The organism is Pseudomonas sp. ChxA, from assembly GCF_030263855.1.
Taxonomy (GTDB): domain Bacteria; phylum Pseudomonadota; class Gammaproteobacteria; order Pseudomonadales; family Pseudomonadaceae; genus Aquipseudomonas; species Aquipseudomonas fluorescens_CB.
Genome location: NZ_JARPMK010000001.1, coordinates 4,466,511 through 4,485,084, shown reverse-complemented (window position 1 = coordinate 4,485,084; position 18,574 = coordinate 4,466,511). Strand labels below are relative to the sequence as shown.

Sequence of the window (18,574 nt, the reverse complement as noted above, 5' to 3'; positions counted from 1 at the left end):
GGCCTTAACCAGGAAAACCATCTGCAATCCCTCGCACTGTGTGATCAGGCGAAGGACTTTGCAGCGGTTTTCAGGACATATCTGTAGAGCTTATCCGGTGGTTACGTGGGAAGTTTCAACATCTTTCGTGCGCTCCCGCCCAAGCACCAGGCTGCACAGCGCCGGCAGGAACAGCAGCGTCAACACCGTTCCTACCAGTACCCCGCCAATCAGCACGTAGGCCAGGGATGACCAGAACACCGACAGCGTCAACGGAATAAACGCCAGCGCCGCTGCCAATGCGGTCAGGATCACCGGCCGCGCCCGGCGCACGGTGGCTTCGATAATCGCCTCGCGCACCGCCATGCCATGGTCCTGGTTCTGGCGGATCTGGTCGGTAAAGATCAGCGTGTTGCGCATCAGAATGCCGCCAATCCCGATCAGGCCCAGAATCGCGTTAAAGCCGAACGGCTGGTTGAACAGCAGCAGGGTCGGCACTGCGCCAATCAACCCGAGCGGCGCGGTGGCGAAGACCATGAACATCACGCCGAACGAACGCACCTGGAACATGATCACCGTGAGGGTCAGTAAAATCATGATCGGGAACAGTGCCGCCAGCGCCACGTTGGCCTTGGCGCTTTCTTCCACCGGGCCGCCGATCTCGATCTGGTAACCGGCGGGCAGCTTGGCGATCAAGGGTTGCAGGTCTTTGTACACGGCCATTTCCACGTCGGGCGGTTGCACGCCGTCGATGATGTCGGCGCGCACTTCCACGGTGCTTGCACGGTTGCGACGCTTGAGGATCGGCTCTTCCATCACCGCCTGGAAGTGCCCGACCTGGGCCAGCGGCACCGAGGTGCCGGCGCTGTTGGTGAGGGTCATGTTGTTGAGGTTGCCGAGGTTCTCGCGCTGGTTGCCCTGGGCACGCGCGACCACCGACACGGTGCGGTTGCCTTCGCGCACTTCGGTGATCGGGTTGCCGCTGAGCAAGGCGTTGAGCTGGGATTTGACCTCGTTGGGCGTGAAGCCCAGCAGGCGCAGGCGGTCTTGGTCCAGCACCAGCCGATAACCGCTGGTGCGTTCGCCCCAGTCGAGGAAGGCGTCCTTGGTCAGCGTGTTGGCCGCCACGACGCGGCGCACGTCTTCGGACACCCCGCGCAGCACATCCACATTCGGCCCGGACACACGAAACACCACTGGGAACGGTACCGGCGGGCCAAACAGCAACTGCGTGACGCGCACCCGCGCTGCCGGGAATTCACCGGCGGCAATGCGTTCACGCATGCGCACTTTCAATGCGTCACGGGCATGGGAGTCGGGTGTTTGTACGATCAGCTTGGCAAACGCCGGGTCGGGCAGTTCGGGGTTCAGCGACAGGAAAAAGCGTGGCGCGCCGCCGCCTACATAGGTGTCGACCAGGCTGGTTTGCGGCTCTTGCAGCAAGGCTTTTTCCAGCTGCGCCGCCACCGCCTCAGTACTTTTGAAGGCGCTGCCGGGCGGCATATACACCTCAAGGATCAGCTCGGAACGGTCGGAGTTGGGGAAAAATTGCTTCTTCACCACGCCCATGCCCAGCACGCAGAGCACAAAGGCGCCGACCACCAGGCCGGTGACCAGCCAGCGTTGGCGCACACAGGCTTGAACCAGGTTGCGCAGTTTCTGGTAATAACGGCCGGCGTAAATCGCGTCATGCCCGCCCGGCACCGGTTTGATCTGCGGCAGCAACTTCACGCCCAGGTATGGCGTGAACACCACGGCCACCAGCCAGGACGAGATCAGCGCAAAGCCGACGATCCAGAAGATATTGCCGGCATATTCGCCGGCGCCGGAGCGCGCAAAGCCCACCGGCAGAAAACCGATGATGGTCACCAACGTGCCGGTGAGCATCGGCGCCGCGGTGGAACTCCAGGCGAAAGTGGCAGCGTGAATCCGGTCAAAACCCTCTTCCAGTTTTACCACCATCATCTCAATGGCGATGATCGCGTCGTCCACCAGCAAACCCAGGGAAATAATCAGCGCGCCCAAGGTAATACGGTCAAATTCACGCCCGGTGAGCAGCATGATCACAAACACTACGGATAAGGTCAGCGGCACTGCGGCGGCCACCACCAGCCCGACGCGAAAGCCCAGGGCCAGCAGGCTGATGACCATCACCACGGCCAGAGCGACGAAGAACTTGAGCATGAATTCATTCACCGCCAGGCTGATGTTTTTCGCCTGGTCGGAGACCTTGGCGAAGTTCACCCCCAGCGGCAGGTCTGCCTGGATTCTGGCTTCCTGGGCCTTGAGGCTTTTGTCCAATTCCAGGCCGTTCCAGTGCTTCTCCATGATCACGCCAAGCATCAGCGCCGGGTCGCCCTGATGGCGGATGCGGTAGCTGGGCGGGTCTTCATAACCACGGCTCACGGTCGCCACATCGGCAATGCGCAGCACACGGCCGTTGACTTCCAGCGGTACGTTTTCGATCAGCGCCAGGCTGTCGAAGGCGCCGTCGATGCGGATATACGCGCGGGCACCTGCAGTTTCGACAAAACCCGACGGCGCCACGGCGTTTTGCGCGGCGAGGGCGGCGAAGATCTGGTCCGGCTTGATGCCCAGCGTGGCCAGGCGCTCATAGGAGAACTCGACAAAGATCCGCTGCGCCTGCTCGCCGAGGATATTGACCTTCTTCACGCCCGGCAGGTTAAGCAAGCCCTGGCGCAAGTCCTCGGCCATCTGCACTTGCTGGCGATGCGGCAGATGTTCGGCTTCCAGTGCATACAGGGCGAAATACACATCGGAATATTCATCATTGAAGAACGGCCCGATTACGCCTTTGGGCAGTTTCGCCGCTTCGTCGCTAAGCTTTTTGCGGGTCTGGTAGAACAGGTCCTGGATTTCGCTGGGGCGCGTGGACTCCTTGTAGGTCATGCGCATCGACACAAAACCGGGCTGGGCGATGGTCTCGACGCGGTCGTAGTAGTCCAGTTCCTGCAGGCGTTTTTCCAGGCGGTCGGCGACTTGTTCCTGCATCTCCTGGGCGGTGGCGCCGGGCCAGGCGGCGGTGATGGTCATGACCTTGACGGTAAACGACGGATCTTCAGCGCGCCCCAGCTTGCCGAACGAGAAGATCCCGGCGGCGAGGATCGCAATGATCAGAAACAGCGTGACGGCGCGGTGCTTTACCGCCAGTTCGGAGAGGTTGATGCCGCGCATGCTCAGTGGTCCTGTTTACGGTTGAGGGCCAGTGCCTGGGCCGGCAGCAGGCGCACCGTGTCGCCGCTGTGCAGCAGGTGCGCGCCGAGGGCGACGACGATTTGGCCGGGCGTCAGGCCACTGTCGAGCAAGGCGTCTTCCTGGCCAAGGCTGGCCACGTTGACGGGGGCGAAGCTGACCTTGTCGTCCGCGCCGATCACCCACACGCCGGTGCCTTGCCCCGCATCCTGCAACGCGCCGATGGGCACGCGGGTTTGCTGGGCCTGGCCGTTGCCTTGCAGGCGCACGGTGATGGTCGAGCCGAGGGCGAAACGGTCGACAGCGCCATGCAGCACATAGCGTGCGCGGTAGGTGCGGGTGGTGGGGTCGGCACTCGCCGACAGCTCGCGCAGGGTGGCGGTCACGGCCTGGTCCGGCGCACCGAACGGGAAGGCCAGGGCTTTTTGTGCGGCTTGGTCACGCTGGTTTTCCGGCAGGTTGACGATGGCTTCGCGCGCGCCGTCATGGGCCAGGCGCGCCACAATCTGGCCTTCGGCGACTACCTGGCCGCGGTCCACGCGCACATCGGTGATGATGCCGTCGCCGTCGGCCTTGAGCACCGAGTAAGTGCGGCGGTTTTCAATCTGGCTGGCATCCGATTGCGCCGACGCCAACTCGGCTTCGGCCACGCGCAGGTTGGTCGCCGATTGGTCGAAGATCTGCCGCGACACGGCGCCGGTGTTGGCCAGGCGCTGGTAGCGGTTCTCGTCATCACGGCGTTGGCGTAATTGCGCCTGGGCAGCGTTGACGCGGTTTTTGGCCGACCGCAGGGCCAGTTCGAAGTCGCCGATGTCCAGCACCAATAAGGTGTCACCACGGGAGACGTGCTGGCCGGGGTCGACCTTGCGCTCAATGACTTTGCCGCTGACCCGGAAGCCCAAATCGCTTTCGGTGCGCGCCGCGACCACGCCAGTGTAGGCGCTTTGCTGGGTGCCGGCGGCTTCTACCTTGGCGGCCAGAACGGGACGCGGCAGCGGCACTTCGGCGGCGGTGTCGGCCTTGCTGTTGCAGCCGCCGAGGACAATCAATAAAGCCAGGGGCGTGAGAAGACGCAGGGGAAGAGGGTGCATGACGGGCTCCGGGGGTGACCATTGGACAAAAAATTATGGACATAATTTTTTACTCATATTATGGTCGAAATATAAATTAATCCAGCCCCCGGATATCTCCAATGTCGAACGCCCCGGCCCCCTCGCGAAGCCTGTTGTTTTTACTGGTGGCGCTCACCGCGCTCGGTGAAGTCTCGACCCAATTGCTCATCCCCGGCCTGGGCGCTATTGAGCAGGCACTGGCCGCGCCAGCCGGTTCGGCGTTGATGGCGTTGTCGGCATTTGTCGCCGCCTTTGGCCTTGGGCAATTGTTGTTCGGGCCGCTGTCGGACCGCATCGGCCGTCGCCCCGTGCTGCTTGGCGGCCTGGCGCTGTATGTGCTGGCCACCTTGTCGATGCTGCTGGTCAGCGATATTCAGCAATTTATCGCTGCCCGCGTGCTGCAAGGCCTGGGTGCCTGCGCCGCGTTGGTGTTGGCGCGCACGGTGGTGCGCGATGTGTGGAAGGCCGAAGCCGGGCCGGCGCTGGCGTTGACCATGATCGGCATGCTCTACGCCATTGTCGTGGCGCCGATGATCGGTGGCCTGCTGATCAAGCTGCTGGGCTGGCAGGCGCCGATCGTGCTGGCGCTGGTGATCGGCAGCGTGGTGCTGATGTTGGTGCTGCTGTTCTTTCGCGAGAGCAATCACTTTCTGGACCCCAAGGCCGGGCATTGGCGCACCCTCGGCGGGCAATACCTGGATCTGCTCAAGGGCCGCCAGTATCGAGCGTACGCGGTGGCCTTGGCTTGCACCTATGGCGCGATGTTCGCGGTGATCGCGGGTTCATCGGCGGTGTTTATCAACTTGCTGGGGTTCAGCAGCCTTGAGTACGGGCTTAATTTTGGCCTGATCGTGTCGATGTTGATCGTGGGTTCTACCTACACCCGGCGCAATATCCTGCGCCTGGGGCCGCAACGCATTGTGTCGATGGGCGTGACGTTGGTCGCCGTCGGTGGGATCTTGGCGGTGGTGATTTATGAACTGTTCGGGCTGTCGGCGCTGGGCCTGGACATTCCGGTGGCATTGGTCACCCTGGGTGGCGGCCTGGTGTTGCCGGGCTCTGTCACGGGCGGGGTGATGCCCAACGCCCATCGTGCGGGGTTGGCGGCGGGGTTGATGGGCTTTTCGCAGATGTTTGGCGCGACGTGCAGTGGCCTGTTGTTGAGCCATCTGCGCGATGGCAGTGCCACGCCGATGATCATGATCCAGGCGAGCTTTGCAGTTTTAGCGTTTGTGGCGTTCCACTTGCTGCGCCAGCGCCGGGCGCTGCTGGCCGCGGCTTGATCGTTCCCACGCTCTGCGTGGGAATGCCGCCCCGGACGCTCAGCGTCCCGCTCTGGCAGTCGTGACGCAGAGCGTCACTGGATGCATTCCCACGCGAAGCGTGGGAACGATCAGCGGTCAGGCCATGTCGCTGTGCGCGAATTCCTCGCCGAGAAAATCAATCAGGGTGCGCACCGACGGCAACAGCCCACGGCGCGAAGGGAAAATCGCGTGCACGATCCCGGTCCTTGGCGACCAACCCGGGATCAAGTTGACCAGGCGCCCGGCGGCAATATCCTCGCGCACCACCACACTCGGCAGGTGCGCAATCCCCACCCCGGCACACACCGCGTGGCGCAACGCCAACAGGTCATCGGTGATCATCCGCGGGAAATGCCGGATCACCGCGCTGGCACCGTTCTCGCCAAACAATTCCCACTGATACTCGCGCTGCGCCGAGCCCCAATACACGCTCGGCAAACCGTTCAAATCCCCCGGCAATGGCGGGCTGGACAGGCGCGCCACCAACGCCGGGCTGCCCACCAGGCACTGCGTGCTGTTGCCCAGAACCTTCATCACCAGGTCGGTGTCTTCCAAGGGTGGAAAGCGAATGCGCAGGGCGATGTCAAAGCCTTCGTGAATCACATCCACACGCCGGTTGGTGCTCTCCAGATGCAACTCCACCAGCGGGTATTTGAGCATATAGCGGGTCAGCATCGGCCCGACCCAGGAGTTGAGCAGAGCGGTGGGGCAGCTCAAACGCACAATGCCCTGGGGCTCGGAACGGTTGCGCTCGATCACTTCGGCAGCGGCTTCGGCCTCCACCCGCATGGCCAGGCAGCGCTGGTAATAGACCTGGCCGATTTCGGTGAGCGAACAATGCCGGCTGGTGCGGTTGATCAGGCGCACCCCCAGGCGCTCTTCGAGCTCGCTGATGCGCCGGCTGAGCTTCGACTTGGGCATGTCCAGCGCGCGGCCCGCGGCGGCAAAACCACGGTGCTCGACCACTTGGGTGAAGTAATAGAGGGTGTTGAGGTCTTCCACTATCGTTCTCCAAATAGAACGCTAAGGGTTATTTTTGCCGTCTAGCGCGGTAAAGGTAGCGGATTTAAGCTGTGTACATGCACTGCTTTCACGCCTTTGGAGAAACGCCATGAAAAACATCATCGGTATCTACACCAGCCCACGCAGCCATTGGGTAGGCGACGGCTTTCCGGTTCGCACGCTGTTTTCCTACGACACCATGGGCAAACACATCAGCCCGTTCCTGTTGCTGGACCACGCCGGGCCGGCCGATTTCACCCCGACTCAAGCACGTCGTGGCGTCGGCCAGCACCCGCATCGCGGCTTTGAAACCGTGACCATCGTCTACAAGGGCGAAGTCGAGCACCGCGATTCCACCGGCGCTGGCGGCACCATTGGCCCAGGCGATGTGCAATGGATGACCGCGGCCAAAGGCATCCTGCATGAGGAGTTCCACTCCGAAGCCTTTGCCCAAAAGGGCGGTGCGCTGGAAATGGTGCAGTTGTGGGTCAACCTGCCCGCCAAGGACAAAATGACCGACGCCGGCTACCAGACCATCCTCGACGGCGATATCCCGGCGCTGCCTCTGGCCGATAACGCCGGCAGCCTGCGCCTGATTGCCGGGGAGTTTGCCGGTAAACAAGGCCCGGCCCGCACCTTCACGCCGATCGACGTGTGGGATGTGCGCCTCAACGCCGGCAAGGCCGTGACCCTCGACCTGCACGCCGGGCGCAACACCGCGCTGGTGGTGCTCAAAGGCACTGTGCAGGTTAATGGCCAGGAATTGGTGCGCGAAGGGCAACTGGCATTGTTCGAACGCGACGGTGATCAACTCGCGCTGGAGTCCAACAACGACGCGATGTTCCTGCTGCTCAGCGGCGAGCCTATCGACGAACCCATCGTCGGCCACGGCCCGTTCGTGATGAACACCGAGCAAGAGATCCACCAGGCTTTTGCCGACTTCCAGTCCGGCCAGTTCGGCCAGATGCATCACTGATTCACCCCCGCAACACCCAACCCAGATGGCCAGGCCGGTTTACCGGCCAAGGATGGCTGTCGCCCATGGAAAAGAGGAAGCACTCATGACTACTCCCTACACGCGTCTGGACAAGGACAACGCCGCCGTTCTGCTGGTTGATCATCAGGCTGGCCTGCTGTCTCTGGTGCGAGATATCGAACCGGACAAGTTCAAGAACAACGTGCTGGCCCTGGCTGACCTGGCCAAGTACTTCAAGCTGCCGACCATCCTCACCACCAGCTTCGAAACCGGCCCCAACGGCCCACTGGTACCGGAGCTGAAGGCACTGTTCCCGGACGCGCCGTACATTGCGCGCCCTGGCCAGATCAATGCCTGGGACAACGAAGATTTCGTCAAGGCGATCAAGGCCACCGGCAAGAAACAACTGATCATCGCCGGGGTGGTGACCGAGGTTTGCGTGGCGTTCCCAGCGCTGTCGGCTTTGGCGGAAGGGTTTGAGGTGTTTGTAGTCACGGATGCCTCCGGCACCTTCAACGAGATCACCCGCCATTCGGCCTGGGATCGCATGTCGGCCAACGGCGCGCAACTGATGACCTGGTTCGGCCTGGCCTGTGAGCTGCACCGCGATTGGCGCAACGATATCGAAGGCCTGGGCACCTTGTTTGCCAACCATATCCCGGACTATCGCAACCTGTTTACCAGCTATAACGCGCTGACTGGCGCTAAGTAAGCGCAAGACCCAAGGGTTGCCACATACCCCCTGTGTGGAGCGGGTTAGTGTGGGAGCTGGCTTGCCTGCGATGGCATCACCTCGGTTTATCAGTCATACCGAGGTGTCCGCATCGCAGGCAAGCCAGCTCCCACACAAAGCCTGCTTCCACATTAAGCCTGTTCCCACATTTTGTTATTCAGTATTGCCGATTCATGCGATCTTCTCGCCATACACCCTGGAGTCGCCTGGATGCCCTCATTTATCGCTGATCACCCGATGCTGTGCGCCGTGGCGCTGATCTTTATCGACATCGCCGTGTGGCGGCTTATTTCCGTCAACCTCGCCAACTGGAAACTGGCGGCGCGCCTGGCGATCTTTGCGGTGTTCAGCGCCGTGTTGTTCAACGACGGCATGAACCCTATGCAACTCGCGCCCTATGCCGACAACACGGCGCTGCACCTGGCGGCTACGGCGTTGCAGATCGGCTGGTGGCTGTTTGCCGCGCGGACCCTCACGGTATTGCTCGGCACCGTGATGATGAACCGGGTCGGGCACGGCGGGCGCTTGTTGCAAGACCTGCTGGGCGCGGTGATCTTTTTGATCGCGATCATCGCCGCCATGGCCTATGTGCTCGACCTGCCGGTCAAGGGCGTGCTCGCCACCTCCGGGGCGGTGGCGATCATCGTCGGCCTGGCGCTGCAAAGCACTTTGAGCGACGTGTTTTCCGGGATCGTGCTCAACACCACCAAGCCGTATCAGGTGGATGACTGGATCTCCATCGACGGCACCGAAGGGCGCGTCACCGATATCGACTGGCGCGCCACGCGCCTGCAAACCTCACAGGGCAGCATGGCGGTAATCCCTAACTCCCTGGCGGCCAAGGCCAAGATCATCAACTTCTCACGCCCGGCGGACATGTTCGGCCTGGCGGTCAGCCTGCAAGTCAGCCCGCATGCGCGCCCGCAAACCGTGATCGAAGCGCTGGAGCGCGCGATGCAAGGTTGCCGGCCATTGCTGGCCAAGCCCGCGCCCAGCGTGGCATTCAAGGCTTCAGCCAGTGGCGGCGTGGAATACGAGATCAGCGGGTTTGTGCCGGCCATGGGCCAAAAACGTGAAGTGCGTAACCAGCTTTACGATCTGGCGTTCCGTCACCTGCAAGCGGCGGGCGTGGGCGTGCTTTCGGCCACCGAAAGCAGCGCGCCACCGGTGATGTCCCAAGCACGGGCGTTGCTGGAGCGTTCGTCGATATTCTCCACGCTGCGCCAAGAGGAGAAAGACACCTTCAGCCAGAACATGACCCTGCACACCTATCGTGCCGGCGAGATGATCCTGCCGGCGGGGGAGGTCAGCGACCATTTGTTTATCGTCGAATCCGGCGTGGTCTCGGTGATGTTGATCAAGGATGGCCACAAGTTCGAAGCCGGGCGCATGGGGCCGGGCGAGGTGATTGGCGAGTCGGGGATTTTGTCCGATCAAGCGGCGCTGGCAGACTTTACCGCCAAGACCTTCTGCACGCTGTACCGCATCGAGAATGAATACCTCAAACCCTGCCTGGACGCGCGCCACGACATCAGCGAAGCGATGAAAGCGCTGCTGGATTTCCGCGTGCACGCCGCACAAGCCCTGACCCAGGACGCGCCCGTGGTGCCAGTCAAGAAAGGCTTTTTGCAATGGCTGCGTAACCGCGGGTTGTGAGCCCGTAACGCCTCAAATCAAAAGCGAAACCTGTGGGAGCTGGCTTGCCTGGAAGCTGACTAGTGTGGGAGCTGGCTTGCCTGCGATGGCATCACCTCGGTATGGCTGATAGACCGAGGTGTCTGCATCGCAGGCAAGCCAGCTCCCACATTCAGACCGAGTGGTCTCAGTTGGGCAGTGTGCGTTTGCTCAATGACTCAAATACACCGGGCTGTCGGTGGACAGCGAGGCTTTTACCGCGTGGGTCATGTCGGTGATCAGCGCTTCTTCGCGGTCTTCGCTCAGTGCTTTAAGGGTAATGGCCACCACTTCCTGCGGGGTACTTTTCGGTGCCTGCACATCCGCCACCATGTCCGTGTCGATATAGGCCGGGTGCACGCCGATCACCAACGTGTTCTGCTCGCGCAATTCACCGCGCAAGCCATTGGTGAGGCCCCACTGCGCCGACTTGGAGGTGCTGTAGCCGCCGGAGCCGGGCGGGCTCAGCCAGCTCAGTACCGAAAGGATGTTGATCAGTGCGCCGCCGCCGTGCTGGGCCAGGATCGGCGCAAACGCGCGGCTCAGGCGCAAGGTGCCGAAGGTGTTCACCTCAAAATGCTGCTGCAGGTTTTCGATGCTGTCTTCGGCCAGCAACGAGCCGTACTTGAGCCAGCCCGCGTTGTTGATCAACACGCTGACATCGCCACACTGCTCGGCGGCGCGCTGTACGCTGGCCGCGTCGGTGATGTCCAGGGCAATCGGCGTGCTGCCGGGGATATCCACGCTGGCCGGGTCGCGCGCACCGGCATACACCTTGGCCGCACCCGCTGCCAGCAGCGCGGTGACAAACGCTTTGCCCAGGCCACGATTGGCACCTGTAACCAACACCACTTTTCCACGAATATCCATGATGCACTCCAGGCGATGAATTAGGTTTAATAATGAAACCGTTTTTATCCTGAGCCTGTTGGTTCTATAATGCAACCTAATATTTCAGCATACCCGGAGGCCCGACGATGAAACGCAAATGCCTGGAAGGCGACTGCTGCCCGGTCGCCCGCGCACTCGACGTGGTGGGGGATTGGTGGACGCTGTTGATCATCCGCGATGCCTACGCCGGGGTGACGCGCTTCGGTGACTTCCAAAAACACTTGGGCGTGGCAAAAAACATCCTCGCCACGCGCCTCAAGGACATGGTCGAACAAGGCCTGTTGCAAACCAGTGAAGTGGGCGCGCGCAGCGAATATCAACTCACCGACAAAGGCCGTGCGCTGATGCCGGTGCTGGTAACCCTGGCGCAATGGGGCGAAACCTTCACGCAGCCGGCCGATGGCAGCACCCACTTGCTGGATGCACGTTTGCTCAAGCCCCTGCGCAAGGTCGAGATCGTGTCCGAAGACGGCCGGGTGCTGGGCCTGGAAGACATCATCACCCAGCCACCGGCGGCATTAGCCTAGGTATCTATTTACACAAAACCTGTGGCAAATGGGCTGTTGTGGCGAGCAGGCTTGCCCTGCGCTGGGTGGCGAAGCCGCCCCAATCCAGGCGGTGCGGTGAGTCAGGCAGAAAAAGCTGGGGCTGCTTCGCAGCCCAACGCAGGGCAAGCCTGCTCGCCACAACCGGCCTGCTCGCCATAACAACATGGCGACCTGAAACGCTCTCAGACAAAGCCTCCAAGACCTCAGGGGCATTTTCTTCAATACCACCGCCGTTCAGCCCTTTACCGTGAGGCCATCGTCACTCGGCATCACCAAAAGGAACTGCAATGAGCTTGATCATCTCCATGGCCGCCTTCGCTTTGGCCACTTCCATCACACCCGGCCCGGTCAATGTGGTGGCGCTCAGTTCGGGCGCGCGTTTCGGCTTTGCCGCCAGCCAGAAACACGTAGTCGGCGCCGCCGTGGGCTTTACCTTGCTGCTGGTGCTGATCGGCCTGGGCCTGCATGAAGTGCTGGTGCGCTGGCCGATCCTCACCCAGTTGATCCAGTGGGGCGGGGTCGCGTTTTTGCTCTACATGGCCTGGAAACTCACAGCCGACGATGGTCGGCTCGACGCCGAAGGCACTGCCACCGCGCCATCGATGCTCTACGGCGCGATCATGCAATGGCTCAACCCCAAGGCCTGGCTGGCCTGCGTGGCGGGCATGGGCTTGTTCGTGGCCGATGGCGATGCGCGCCAAGTGTGGCTGTTTGCGGCGCTGTACCTGGTGATCTGCTACCTGTCGGTGGCGTGCTGGGCCTACGCCGGAACCTTCTTGCGGCGCTACTTGAGCAACCCGCAAGGCGTGCGCCTGTTCAACCGCTCAATGGCCGCGTTGCTGGTGGCCAGTGTGGGTTATTTGCTGATGGCTTGAGCAAGTCGCGGTATTGCCCCGGCGTGGCGGCGAAATGCAGTTTGAAAGTGCGCTGAAAATGCGCCTGGTCGGCAAACCCGGCGGCCAGCGCCACATCGGCGATCAGCTCGCCATTGCGCAATTGCGTGCGGGCAAACTGAATGCGCCGGTTGACCAGAAACGCATGGGGCGTGAGCCCGTAATACTGCTTGAACGCACGAATCAGATACGACGGCGACAGCTCGGCCGCCAGGCAAATATCTTCCAGCTTCAACGCTTCGGTGCAGTGCGCGCGGATGTACTCGGCGGCGCGCTCGAGCTTGTGGTTGACCTCACGCACCGGCGTCAGCGGCGGGTTCAAGCGCTGTTGCACCTCGGTGAAATAACTCACCAGCGCACTCTCTTTCTGTAGCAGTTCGGCCTGTTCATCCAGCAGTATTGCGTACAGATCGAGCAGGCCGTTATACAAAACAGTGTCACGGGTATGCGGCGTATTGAACGACCGATAACCCTGCTCGGTACTGAAACCCAGCTGGTATTGCAGGTCCGTGAGCCACGGTGTGTCGAGGTAAAGCATGTGATACGACCAATGCTGGTCGTGGATCGGGTTGCACGCATGCACATCGCCGGGGTTCATCAGCACCACCGTGCCGGCGCTGATCTCGAAGGTCTGCGCCCCGTAGTGGTAATAACTGCGCCCGCTGGTGATGGCGCCGATGGAAAAATGTTCGTGCGCGTGACGGGTGTAAGTGACCTTGCGCCCGTCAGCAATGGTGCGCGCCTCGATGAACGGCAAGCGCTCGTCACGCCAGAAGCGTGGCGCGTGCGCGAGGTGAGGCGGGGTGTTCAGCGACATGGCGGTGGCTCCATCCCTTGAGGCGAGTTGCGATCATTGCACAGACCGCCATGGTCGTCAGCTTCAAAGCTGCTTGGACAAAAACACCCGGCTGCTGCCTTCGGGCTGGCAAGGTATTTCACCAAACCGCACCCACCCCTGTTTCTCGTAAAATCCTGGTGCCTGGAAGCTGATCGTGTACAGCACCGCATTCCGGCAACCCCGGCGCCGCGCCTCGTCTTCAAAGGCGTGCAGCAACTGGCTGCCCAGGCCCGAACCGCGCAGGGCATCGGGCAAGTGGAACAGGTCGAGGAAGGCCATGCCCAGGGTGGTTTTGCCCGTGATGCCACCCAGGATCTGCTGGGTGTCCGGGTCTTTGAGCAACACCATCAACGGCCGACGATCATTGCAGCCAGTAAAGGCCTCATTGAACGCGGCAAGGCCATCGCCCAGCAGGCGCTCGGCGTCGGGGTTGGGTTGGTCGCTGATTTCAATCATGCTCATGCGTTCCTGCTTCTGAAAGCCGCTGGCGCACCATATGCATCAGCCGTTCACCCACCCGATCGAAGCCTTTGTTTTGCGCCACCACCTGCGCGCCTTCCATCAACAGTGATAGCTCCTGCGCCAACGCCTGCGGCGCTTGCGCGCCCATCTGCTCACACAGCGTAGCGACCCGCGCAAATTGGCGCTGCTTGTGCGCCTCGATCAATTGGCGTGCCGGGTGATCCGGCTCGGGTATTTCGGCCAGGCTGTTGGTAAACGGGCAGCCGCGATAACCCGCGCGTTGCAGGTCATCCACGGTAAACCCGGTAAAGCCCAGCAACTGCTCGCGGGGCGAGTCGGGGTATTGCTGCGCCAGGCTGTCGAGCACCTCGCTGTAGCTTTCGGTCAGGCGTTGCAGCCATTCCAGCACCAGCGCGTCTTTGTTTTCGAAATGCCGGTACACCGTCATCTTGGTCGAGGCGGCCAGCGCGGCAATCGCATCCACGCTCACACGGGTGATGCCCTGCTGCGCAAACAGGCTTTGCGCGGCCTCGACAATACGCTCCCGGGGCGGCAGTTGAGGGGCTTGTTGCACACGCATGCAGAATCTCCGCTTGACAGCGATACCCATGAGTATCGCATGATACTAACCGGTATCGTTCGATACCGATGAGTATCCATCATACCCGTTTGGAGCCACCCATGTACCTGTCCGAATACGCTGCCCAGGACGCCACCGGCCTGGCGCGGCTGATCCACGCCAAAGCCGTCAGCGCCGATGAAGTACGCCGCGCCGCACTGCATGCCATGGCCGCCCTCAACCCGCAGATTAATGCCCTGGTGGACACCTGGAGCGACGAACCATCCGCAGCACCCGGCGCCTTTCACGGCGTGCCGATGTTGCTCAAGGACGTCGGCATCAGCGCTGCCGGACGCCGCAACGAACTGGGCAGCGCCCTGGCCCAGGGCTGCACCGCCGAGGCGGACTCCGAACTGATGACGCGTTTTCGCCGCGCCGGCCTGCTGCCGCTGGGCCGCACCACCACACCGGAATTCGCCGCCAGCACCACCACCGAAAGCCGCCTGTGCGGCCCTACGCGCAACCCCTGGCACCTGCAACGCAGCGCCGGCGGCTCCAGCGGTGGTTCCGCCGCCGCCGTGGCCGCCGGGTTGGTACCGGTGGCCCACGCCACCGACGGTGGCGGCTCGATCCGCGTACCGGCGTCACTCTGCGGCCTGTTCGGCCTCAAACCCAGTCGCGGCCGTGTGCCCATGGGGCCGGACGTCGACGAAGTGTGGAGCGGCCTCGCCGTACACGGCGTGCTGACCCGCTCGGTCCGCGACAGCGCGGCCCTGCTGGACGCCATCCACGGCGCCGCGCCGGGCGACCCGTTCCAGATTGCGCCACCGCAGCACAGCTTTGCGGCGCTGTCCCAACATGAACCCAAAGCCCTGCGCATTGCCCTGCAAACCCGCCCGCTGAATGGCCAGGCGCTGCACCCGGCGGTGCAAAAGACGCTGCTGGATACGGCGCGGCAGTTGCAAGCACTCGGCCATCACGTCGAAGAAATCCAGCCGGATATCGGTTTGAGCTGGGAAGCCTTCGTCGAACTTAATACGCGCTTCTGGTCCACCAACACCGCCGCCTGGATCGACGCCATCGCCGCCGCCACCGGGCGCGAAGTCAGCGCCCAGTACCTGGAGCCTGCGACCTTGAGCCTGTATGCATTGGGCAAATCGCTGCACGCCACCGACCTGCTCGGCGCCCTGTGGGAGCGCAACCTCGTTGCTCGACACATGGGGCAGCTGTTCCAACGCTACGACGTACTGCTGTCACCCACACTGCCTGGGCTGGCGCCCGAAATCGGCGACTACAACCAAGGCCAGGAACAGCTCGACGGCCGAGGCTGGATGCAACGGGTGTTCGCCCATTCGCCCTTCACCGCGCTGGCCAACGTGACCGGCAGCCCGGCGATGTCCGTGCCCTTGGGCATGCACGATGGAATGCCGATCGGCATGCAGTTTATGGGCGCGTTTGGTTGTGAAGGGTTGCTGTTGGCGTTGGGGGCACAATTGGAGCAAGCGGCCCCGTGGGCGGCCCGACGACCCAAAGTGTGGGCCGGCGAAATACCCATCAGTTAAGGATAAACACCACCCCCGTGGCGTGCAGGCTTATTGTGGCGAGCAGGCTTGCCCTGCGTTGGGCAGCGCAGCAGCCCCAGCTCTTTGTACCGGACTCACCGCGCCGTCAGGATTAGGGCGGCTTCGCCACCCAACGCAGGGCAAGCCTGCTCGCCACAACAACAAAAAACCGGCTCGCCACAGATTGCTTCTTGCCCGCTCAACATCTGGCCCGCCGTGCTTAAAGGTTTTTCATCCGCCAAGGAAAAACACCCCCGTGGCGTGCAGGCTTATTGTGGCGAGCAGGCTTGCCCTGCGTTGGGCTGCGCAGCAGTCCCAGTTCTTTGTACCGGACTCACCGCGCCGTCTGGATTAGGGCGGCTTCGCCACCCAACGCAGGGCAAGCCTGCTCGCCACAACAACAAAAATCCGGCTCGCCATAGGTTGCTTCTTGCCCGCTCAACATCTGGCCCGCCGTGCTTAAAAGTTTTTCATCCGCCAAGGAAAAACACCCCCCGTGGCGTGCAGGCTTATTGTGGCGAGCAGGCTTGCCCTGCGTTGGGCTGCGCAGCAGCCCCAGCTCTTTGTACCGGACTCACCGTGCCGTCTGGATTGGGGCGGCTTCGCCACCCAACGCAGGGCAAGCCTGCTCGCCACAACAACAAAAATCCGACTCGCCATAGGTTGCTTCTTGCCCGCTCTGCACCTGGCCCGCCGTGCTTAAAGGTTTTTCATCCACCAAGGAAAAACACCCCCCGTGGCGTGCAGGCTTATTGTGGCGAGCAGGCTTGCCCTGCGTTGGGCTGCGCAGCAGCCCCAGCTCTTTGTACCGGACTCATCGTGCCGTCTGGATTGGGGCGGCTTCGCCACCCAACGCAGGGCAAGCCTGCTCGCCACAACAACAAAAAATCGGATCGCCATAGGTTGCTTCTTGCCCGCTCTGCATCTGGCCCGCCGTGCTTAAAAGTTTTTCATCCGCCAAGGAAAAACACCCCCCGTGGCGTGCAGGCTTATTGTGGCGAGCAGGCTTGCCCTGCGTTGGGCTGCGCAGCAGCCCCAGCTCTTTGTGCCGGACTCACCGCGCCGTCTGGATTAGGGCGGCTTCGCCACCCAACGCAGGGCAAGCCTGCTCGCCACAACAACAAAAAACCGGCTCGCCATAGGTTGCTTCTTGCCCGCTCAACATCTGGCCCGCCGTGCTTAAAGGTTTTTCATCCGCCAAGGAAAAACACCCCCCGTGGCGTGCAGGCTTATTGTGGCGAGCAGGCTTGCCCTGCGTTGGGCTGCGCAGCAGTCCCAGTTCTTTGTACCGGACTCACCGCGCCGTCTGGATTGGGGCGGCTTCGCCACCCAACGCAGGGCAAGCCTGCTCGCCACAACAACAAAAATCCGGCTCGCCACAGATCGTTTTGTGCCACCCGTTCTGCTGAGCCTTGACTCTGTCCCAAGGGGCAGACGCCATGCTGTTTTCGCTCCACACCCCTCAGGTTTCCAAGCGAAAAAGGACGTTAATGCATGCTGTGTCTGGTAACCGGTGCCAATGGGCATCTTGGCAATACTCTGGTCAGAACGCTGCTCGAACAAGGCCATCGCGTGCGTGCAGGCGTGCGCGACATTCACAACCACGCGCCGTTTGCCGGGCTGGATTGCGAGTTGGTGTATGCCGAATTGCTTGATGAGCCAGCCATGCTCAACGCGCTGGACGGTGTGGAGGTGTTGTTTCAAGTCGCCGCTGTGTTCAAACATTGGGCCAGGAACCCGGAGCAGGAAATCGTCCAACCCAATGTGCAAGGCACGCGCGCCGTGCTGCAGGCCGCCAGCCGTGCCGGGGTCAAACGCGTGGTGTATGTCAGCTCGGTAGCCGCCGTCGGGCATGACGGCAGCGCGCTGGATGAGTCCACGTGGAGCGCGGAGTTGGCAAACCCTTACTACCGCTCAAAAATGCTGTCCGAGCACATGGCTTGGCAAACCGCCAACGCGCTGGGGCTTTGGATGGTCTCGGTATTACCCTCCGCAATGGTCGGCCCGAACGCCGCACGCCTGACCGACACCATGGGATTCGTGCAATCAGTCAAAGACCGCAAGCTGGCACTGGACCCCGGTTTTCATTTCAACTTCGTGGACGTGCGCGACGTGGCCACAGGGCTGCTGCTCGCCGCGCAAAAAGGTCGCGCAGGCCAGCGCTACATCCTGGCCAACGAGCATCCATCCTCCCTGGCCGACATGCACACTATTCTGGGCTACCGCCAACCCCCACGCGCGCCCCGATGGCTATTGATGGGCGTTGCCTGGATGCAAGAGCGCTGGGCGCAACTCAGCGGCAAACCGGCCCAGTTGCTGATCAGCCAAGTGCGCCTGTTCCACAACGTGCGCCAGCACTACACCATCGCCAAGGCCAGGGGAGAACTGGGCTTCAGCCCGCGACCACCGCAACAGGCGTTGCGTGAAGCGTTTGCCTATCTGGACAAGCGCCAGGTTCAGCCGTATGAACCTGTTCACCGAACATCTCGTTCATCTGCGACTTAAGCCCCGCCAAGTGCGCGTCCAAGGCCTGCAACGCGCAGATGCTGGCCTGCAACTCCAACCGCTTGGCATCCACGGCCTCGTTGGCCAACCCCAGCGGAAAGGCCTTCAACACCTGCTTGGCCGCCAGCAACGGCGCCATTTCCACCAGCTTGAAACCCGCCACCTGCGCCTTGCGGATCAAGTGCACCATCTGCACATGGTGCGCGTTATACACCCGATACCGCCCGCTGCGCTGGGGCGGGTTGATCAGGCCCATCTGCTCATACAGCCTGATGGCTTTTGGCGTACAGTCCGTCAGATGGGCGAGGCGACCGATAAACATG

16 protein-coding genes are annotated in these 18,574 nt (G+C 62.1%); 8 read left to right on the top strand and 8 right to left on the bottom strand.

Features of this window, described 5'->3' with window-relative positions; genetic code table 11:
* Positions 1-90: 90 nt before the first annotated feature.
* Both P5706_RS19820 and P5706_RS19815 read right to left on the bottom strand, forming a co-directional pair.
* Positions 91-3,174, bottom strand: a complete 3,084-nt coding sequence (locus P5706_RS19820) for an efflux RND transporter permease subunit (protein ID WP_285681125.1) — start codon at positions 3,172-3,174, stop codon at positions 91-93.
* 2 nt (positions 3,175-3,176) lie between these two features.
* Positions 3,177-4,283, bottom strand: a complete 1,107-nt coding sequence (locus P5706_RS19815; RefSeq protein ID WP_285681123.1) for an efflux RND transporter periplasmic adaptor subunit — start codon at positions 4,281-4,283, stop codon at positions 3,177-3,179.
* Positions 4,284-4,384: 101 nt separating this feature from the next.
* Between P5706_RS19815 and P5706_RS19810 the strand changes: the two genes are divergently transcribed.
* On the top strand, positions 4,385-5,587 hold the full coding sequence (locus P5706_RS19810; RefSeq protein ID WP_285681121.1) for a multidrug effflux MFS transporter: 1,203 nt from the start codon (positions 4,385-4,387) through the stop codon (positions 5,585-5,587).
* Positions 5,588-5,704: 117 nt separating this feature from the next.
* On the opposite strand, the gene P5706_RS19805 is transcribed toward P5706_RS19810, so the two are convergent.
* A complete protein-coding gene (locus P5706_RS19805) occupies positions 5,705-6,613 on the bottom strand; it encodes a LysR family transcriptional regulator (RefSeq protein ID WP_285682779.1) in 909 nt (302 codons plus the stop codon).
* A gap of 106 nt (positions 6,614-6,719) precedes the next feature.
* Between P5706_RS19805 and P5706_RS19800 the strand changes: the two genes are divergently transcribed.
* The 3 genes from P5706_RS19800 to P5706_RS19790 all read left to right on the top strand — a co-directional run bounded on the left by P5706_RS19800 (position 6,720) and on the right by P5706_RS19790 (position 9,975).
* On the top strand, positions 6,720-7,586 hold the full coding sequence (locus P5706_RS19800; RefSeq protein WP_138815657.1) for a pirin family protein: 867 nt from the start codon (positions 6,720-6,722) through the stop codon (positions 7,584-7,586).
* 85 nt (positions 7,587-7,671) lie between these two features.
* Positions 7,672-8,298, top strand: coding sequence for an isochorismate family cysteine hydrolase YcaC (gene ycaC / locus P5706_RS19795; protein ID WP_285681115.1), 627 nt, complete (start codon positions 7,672-7,674; stop codon positions 8,296-8,298).
* A 231-nt stretch (positions 8,299-8,529) separates the two neighbouring features.
* Positions 8,530-9,975, top strand: a complete 1,446-nt coding sequence (locus P5706_RS19790; RefSeq protein ID WP_285681113.1) for a mechanosensitive ion channel family protein — start codon at positions 8,530-8,532, stop codon at positions 9,973-9,975.
* Positions 9,976-10,164: 189 nt separating this feature from the next.
* Here the strand turns inward: P5706_RS19790 and P5706_RS19785 are convergent, their stop codons facing one another.
* On the bottom strand, positions 10,165-10,863 hold the full coding sequence (locus P5706_RS19785) for an SDR family oxidoreductase (protein WP_285681111.1): 699 nt from the start codon (positions 10,861-10,863) through the stop codon (positions 10,165-10,167).
* A 107-nt stretch (positions 10,864-10,970) separates the two neighbouring features.
* On the opposite strand from P5706_RS19785, the gene P5706_RS19780 reads away from it, so the two are divergent.
* Both P5706_RS19780 and P5706_RS19775 read left to right on the top strand, forming a co-directional pair.
* Complete coding sequence (locus tag P5706_RS19780) at positions 10,971-11,411, top strand: winged helix-turn-helix transcriptional regulator (protein ID WP_285681109.1); 441 nt, start codon at positions 10,971-10,973, stop codon at positions 11,409-11,411.
* Between the two features lie 308 nt (positions 11,412-11,719).
* Positions 11,720-12,307: a LysE family translocator gene (locus tag P5706_RS19775; RefSeq protein WP_285681107.1), complete on the top strand. Its 588-nt coding sequence runs from the start codon at positions 11,720-11,722 to the stop codon at positions 12,305-12,307.
* Here the strand turns inward: P5706_RS19775 and P5706_RS19770 are convergent.
* The 3 genes from P5706_RS19770 to P5706_RS19760 all read right to left on the bottom strand — a co-directional run bounded on the left by P5706_RS19770 (position 12,249) and on the right by P5706_RS19760 (position 14,205).
* A complete protein-coding gene (locus P5706_RS19770) occupies positions 12,249-13,142 on the bottom strand; it encodes an AraC family transcriptional regulator (protein ID WP_285681105.1) in 894 nt (297 codons plus the stop codon). The two genes, P5706_RS19775 and P5706_RS19770, sit on opposite strands and share 59 nt — an antisense overlap.
* 63 nt (positions 13,143-13,205) lie before the next feature.
* Complete coding sequence (locus P5706_RS19765) at positions 13,206-13,625, bottom strand: GNAT family N-acetyltransferase (protein ID WP_285681103.1); 420 nt, start codon at positions 13,623-13,625, stop codon at positions 13,206-13,208.
* Positions 13,612-14,205 (bottom strand): TetR/AcrR family transcriptional regulator, encoded by a 594-nt coding sequence (locus P5706_RS19760; RefSeq protein ID WP_285681101.1) that lies wholly within the window; start codon positions 14,203-14,205, stop codon positions 13,612-13,614. Before P5706_RS19760 ends, P5706_RS19765 begins: the two co-directional genes overlap by 14 nt.
* Before the next feature lie 101 nt (positions 14,206-14,306).
* Here P5706_RS19760 and P5706_RS19755 point away from each other — a divergent pair, with 101 nt between their 5' ends.
* Positions 14,307-15,746 (top strand): amidase, encoded by a 1,440-nt coding sequence (locus P5706_RS19755; protein ID WP_285681099.1) that lies wholly within the window; start codon positions 14,307-14,309, stop codon positions 15,744-15,746.
* A 1,494-nt stretch (positions 15,747-17,240) separates the two neighbouring features.
* Complete coding sequence (locus tag P5706_RS19750) at positions 17,241-18,251, top strand: NAD-dependent epimerase/dehydratase family protein (protein WP_285681097.1); 1,011 nt, start codon at positions 17,241-17,243, stop codon at positions 18,249-18,251.
* On the opposite strand, the gene P5706_RS19745 is transcribed toward P5706_RS19750, so the two are convergent.
* On the bottom strand, positions 18,139-18,573 hold the full coding sequence (locus P5706_RS19745) for a MerR family transcriptional regulator (RefSeq protein WP_285681095.1): 435 nt from the start codon (positions 18,571-18,573) through the stop codon (positions 18,139-18,141). The two genes, P5706_RS19750 and P5706_RS19745, sit on opposite strands and share 113 nt — an antisense overlap.
* Between the last annotated feature and the right edge of the window lies 1 nt (position 18,574).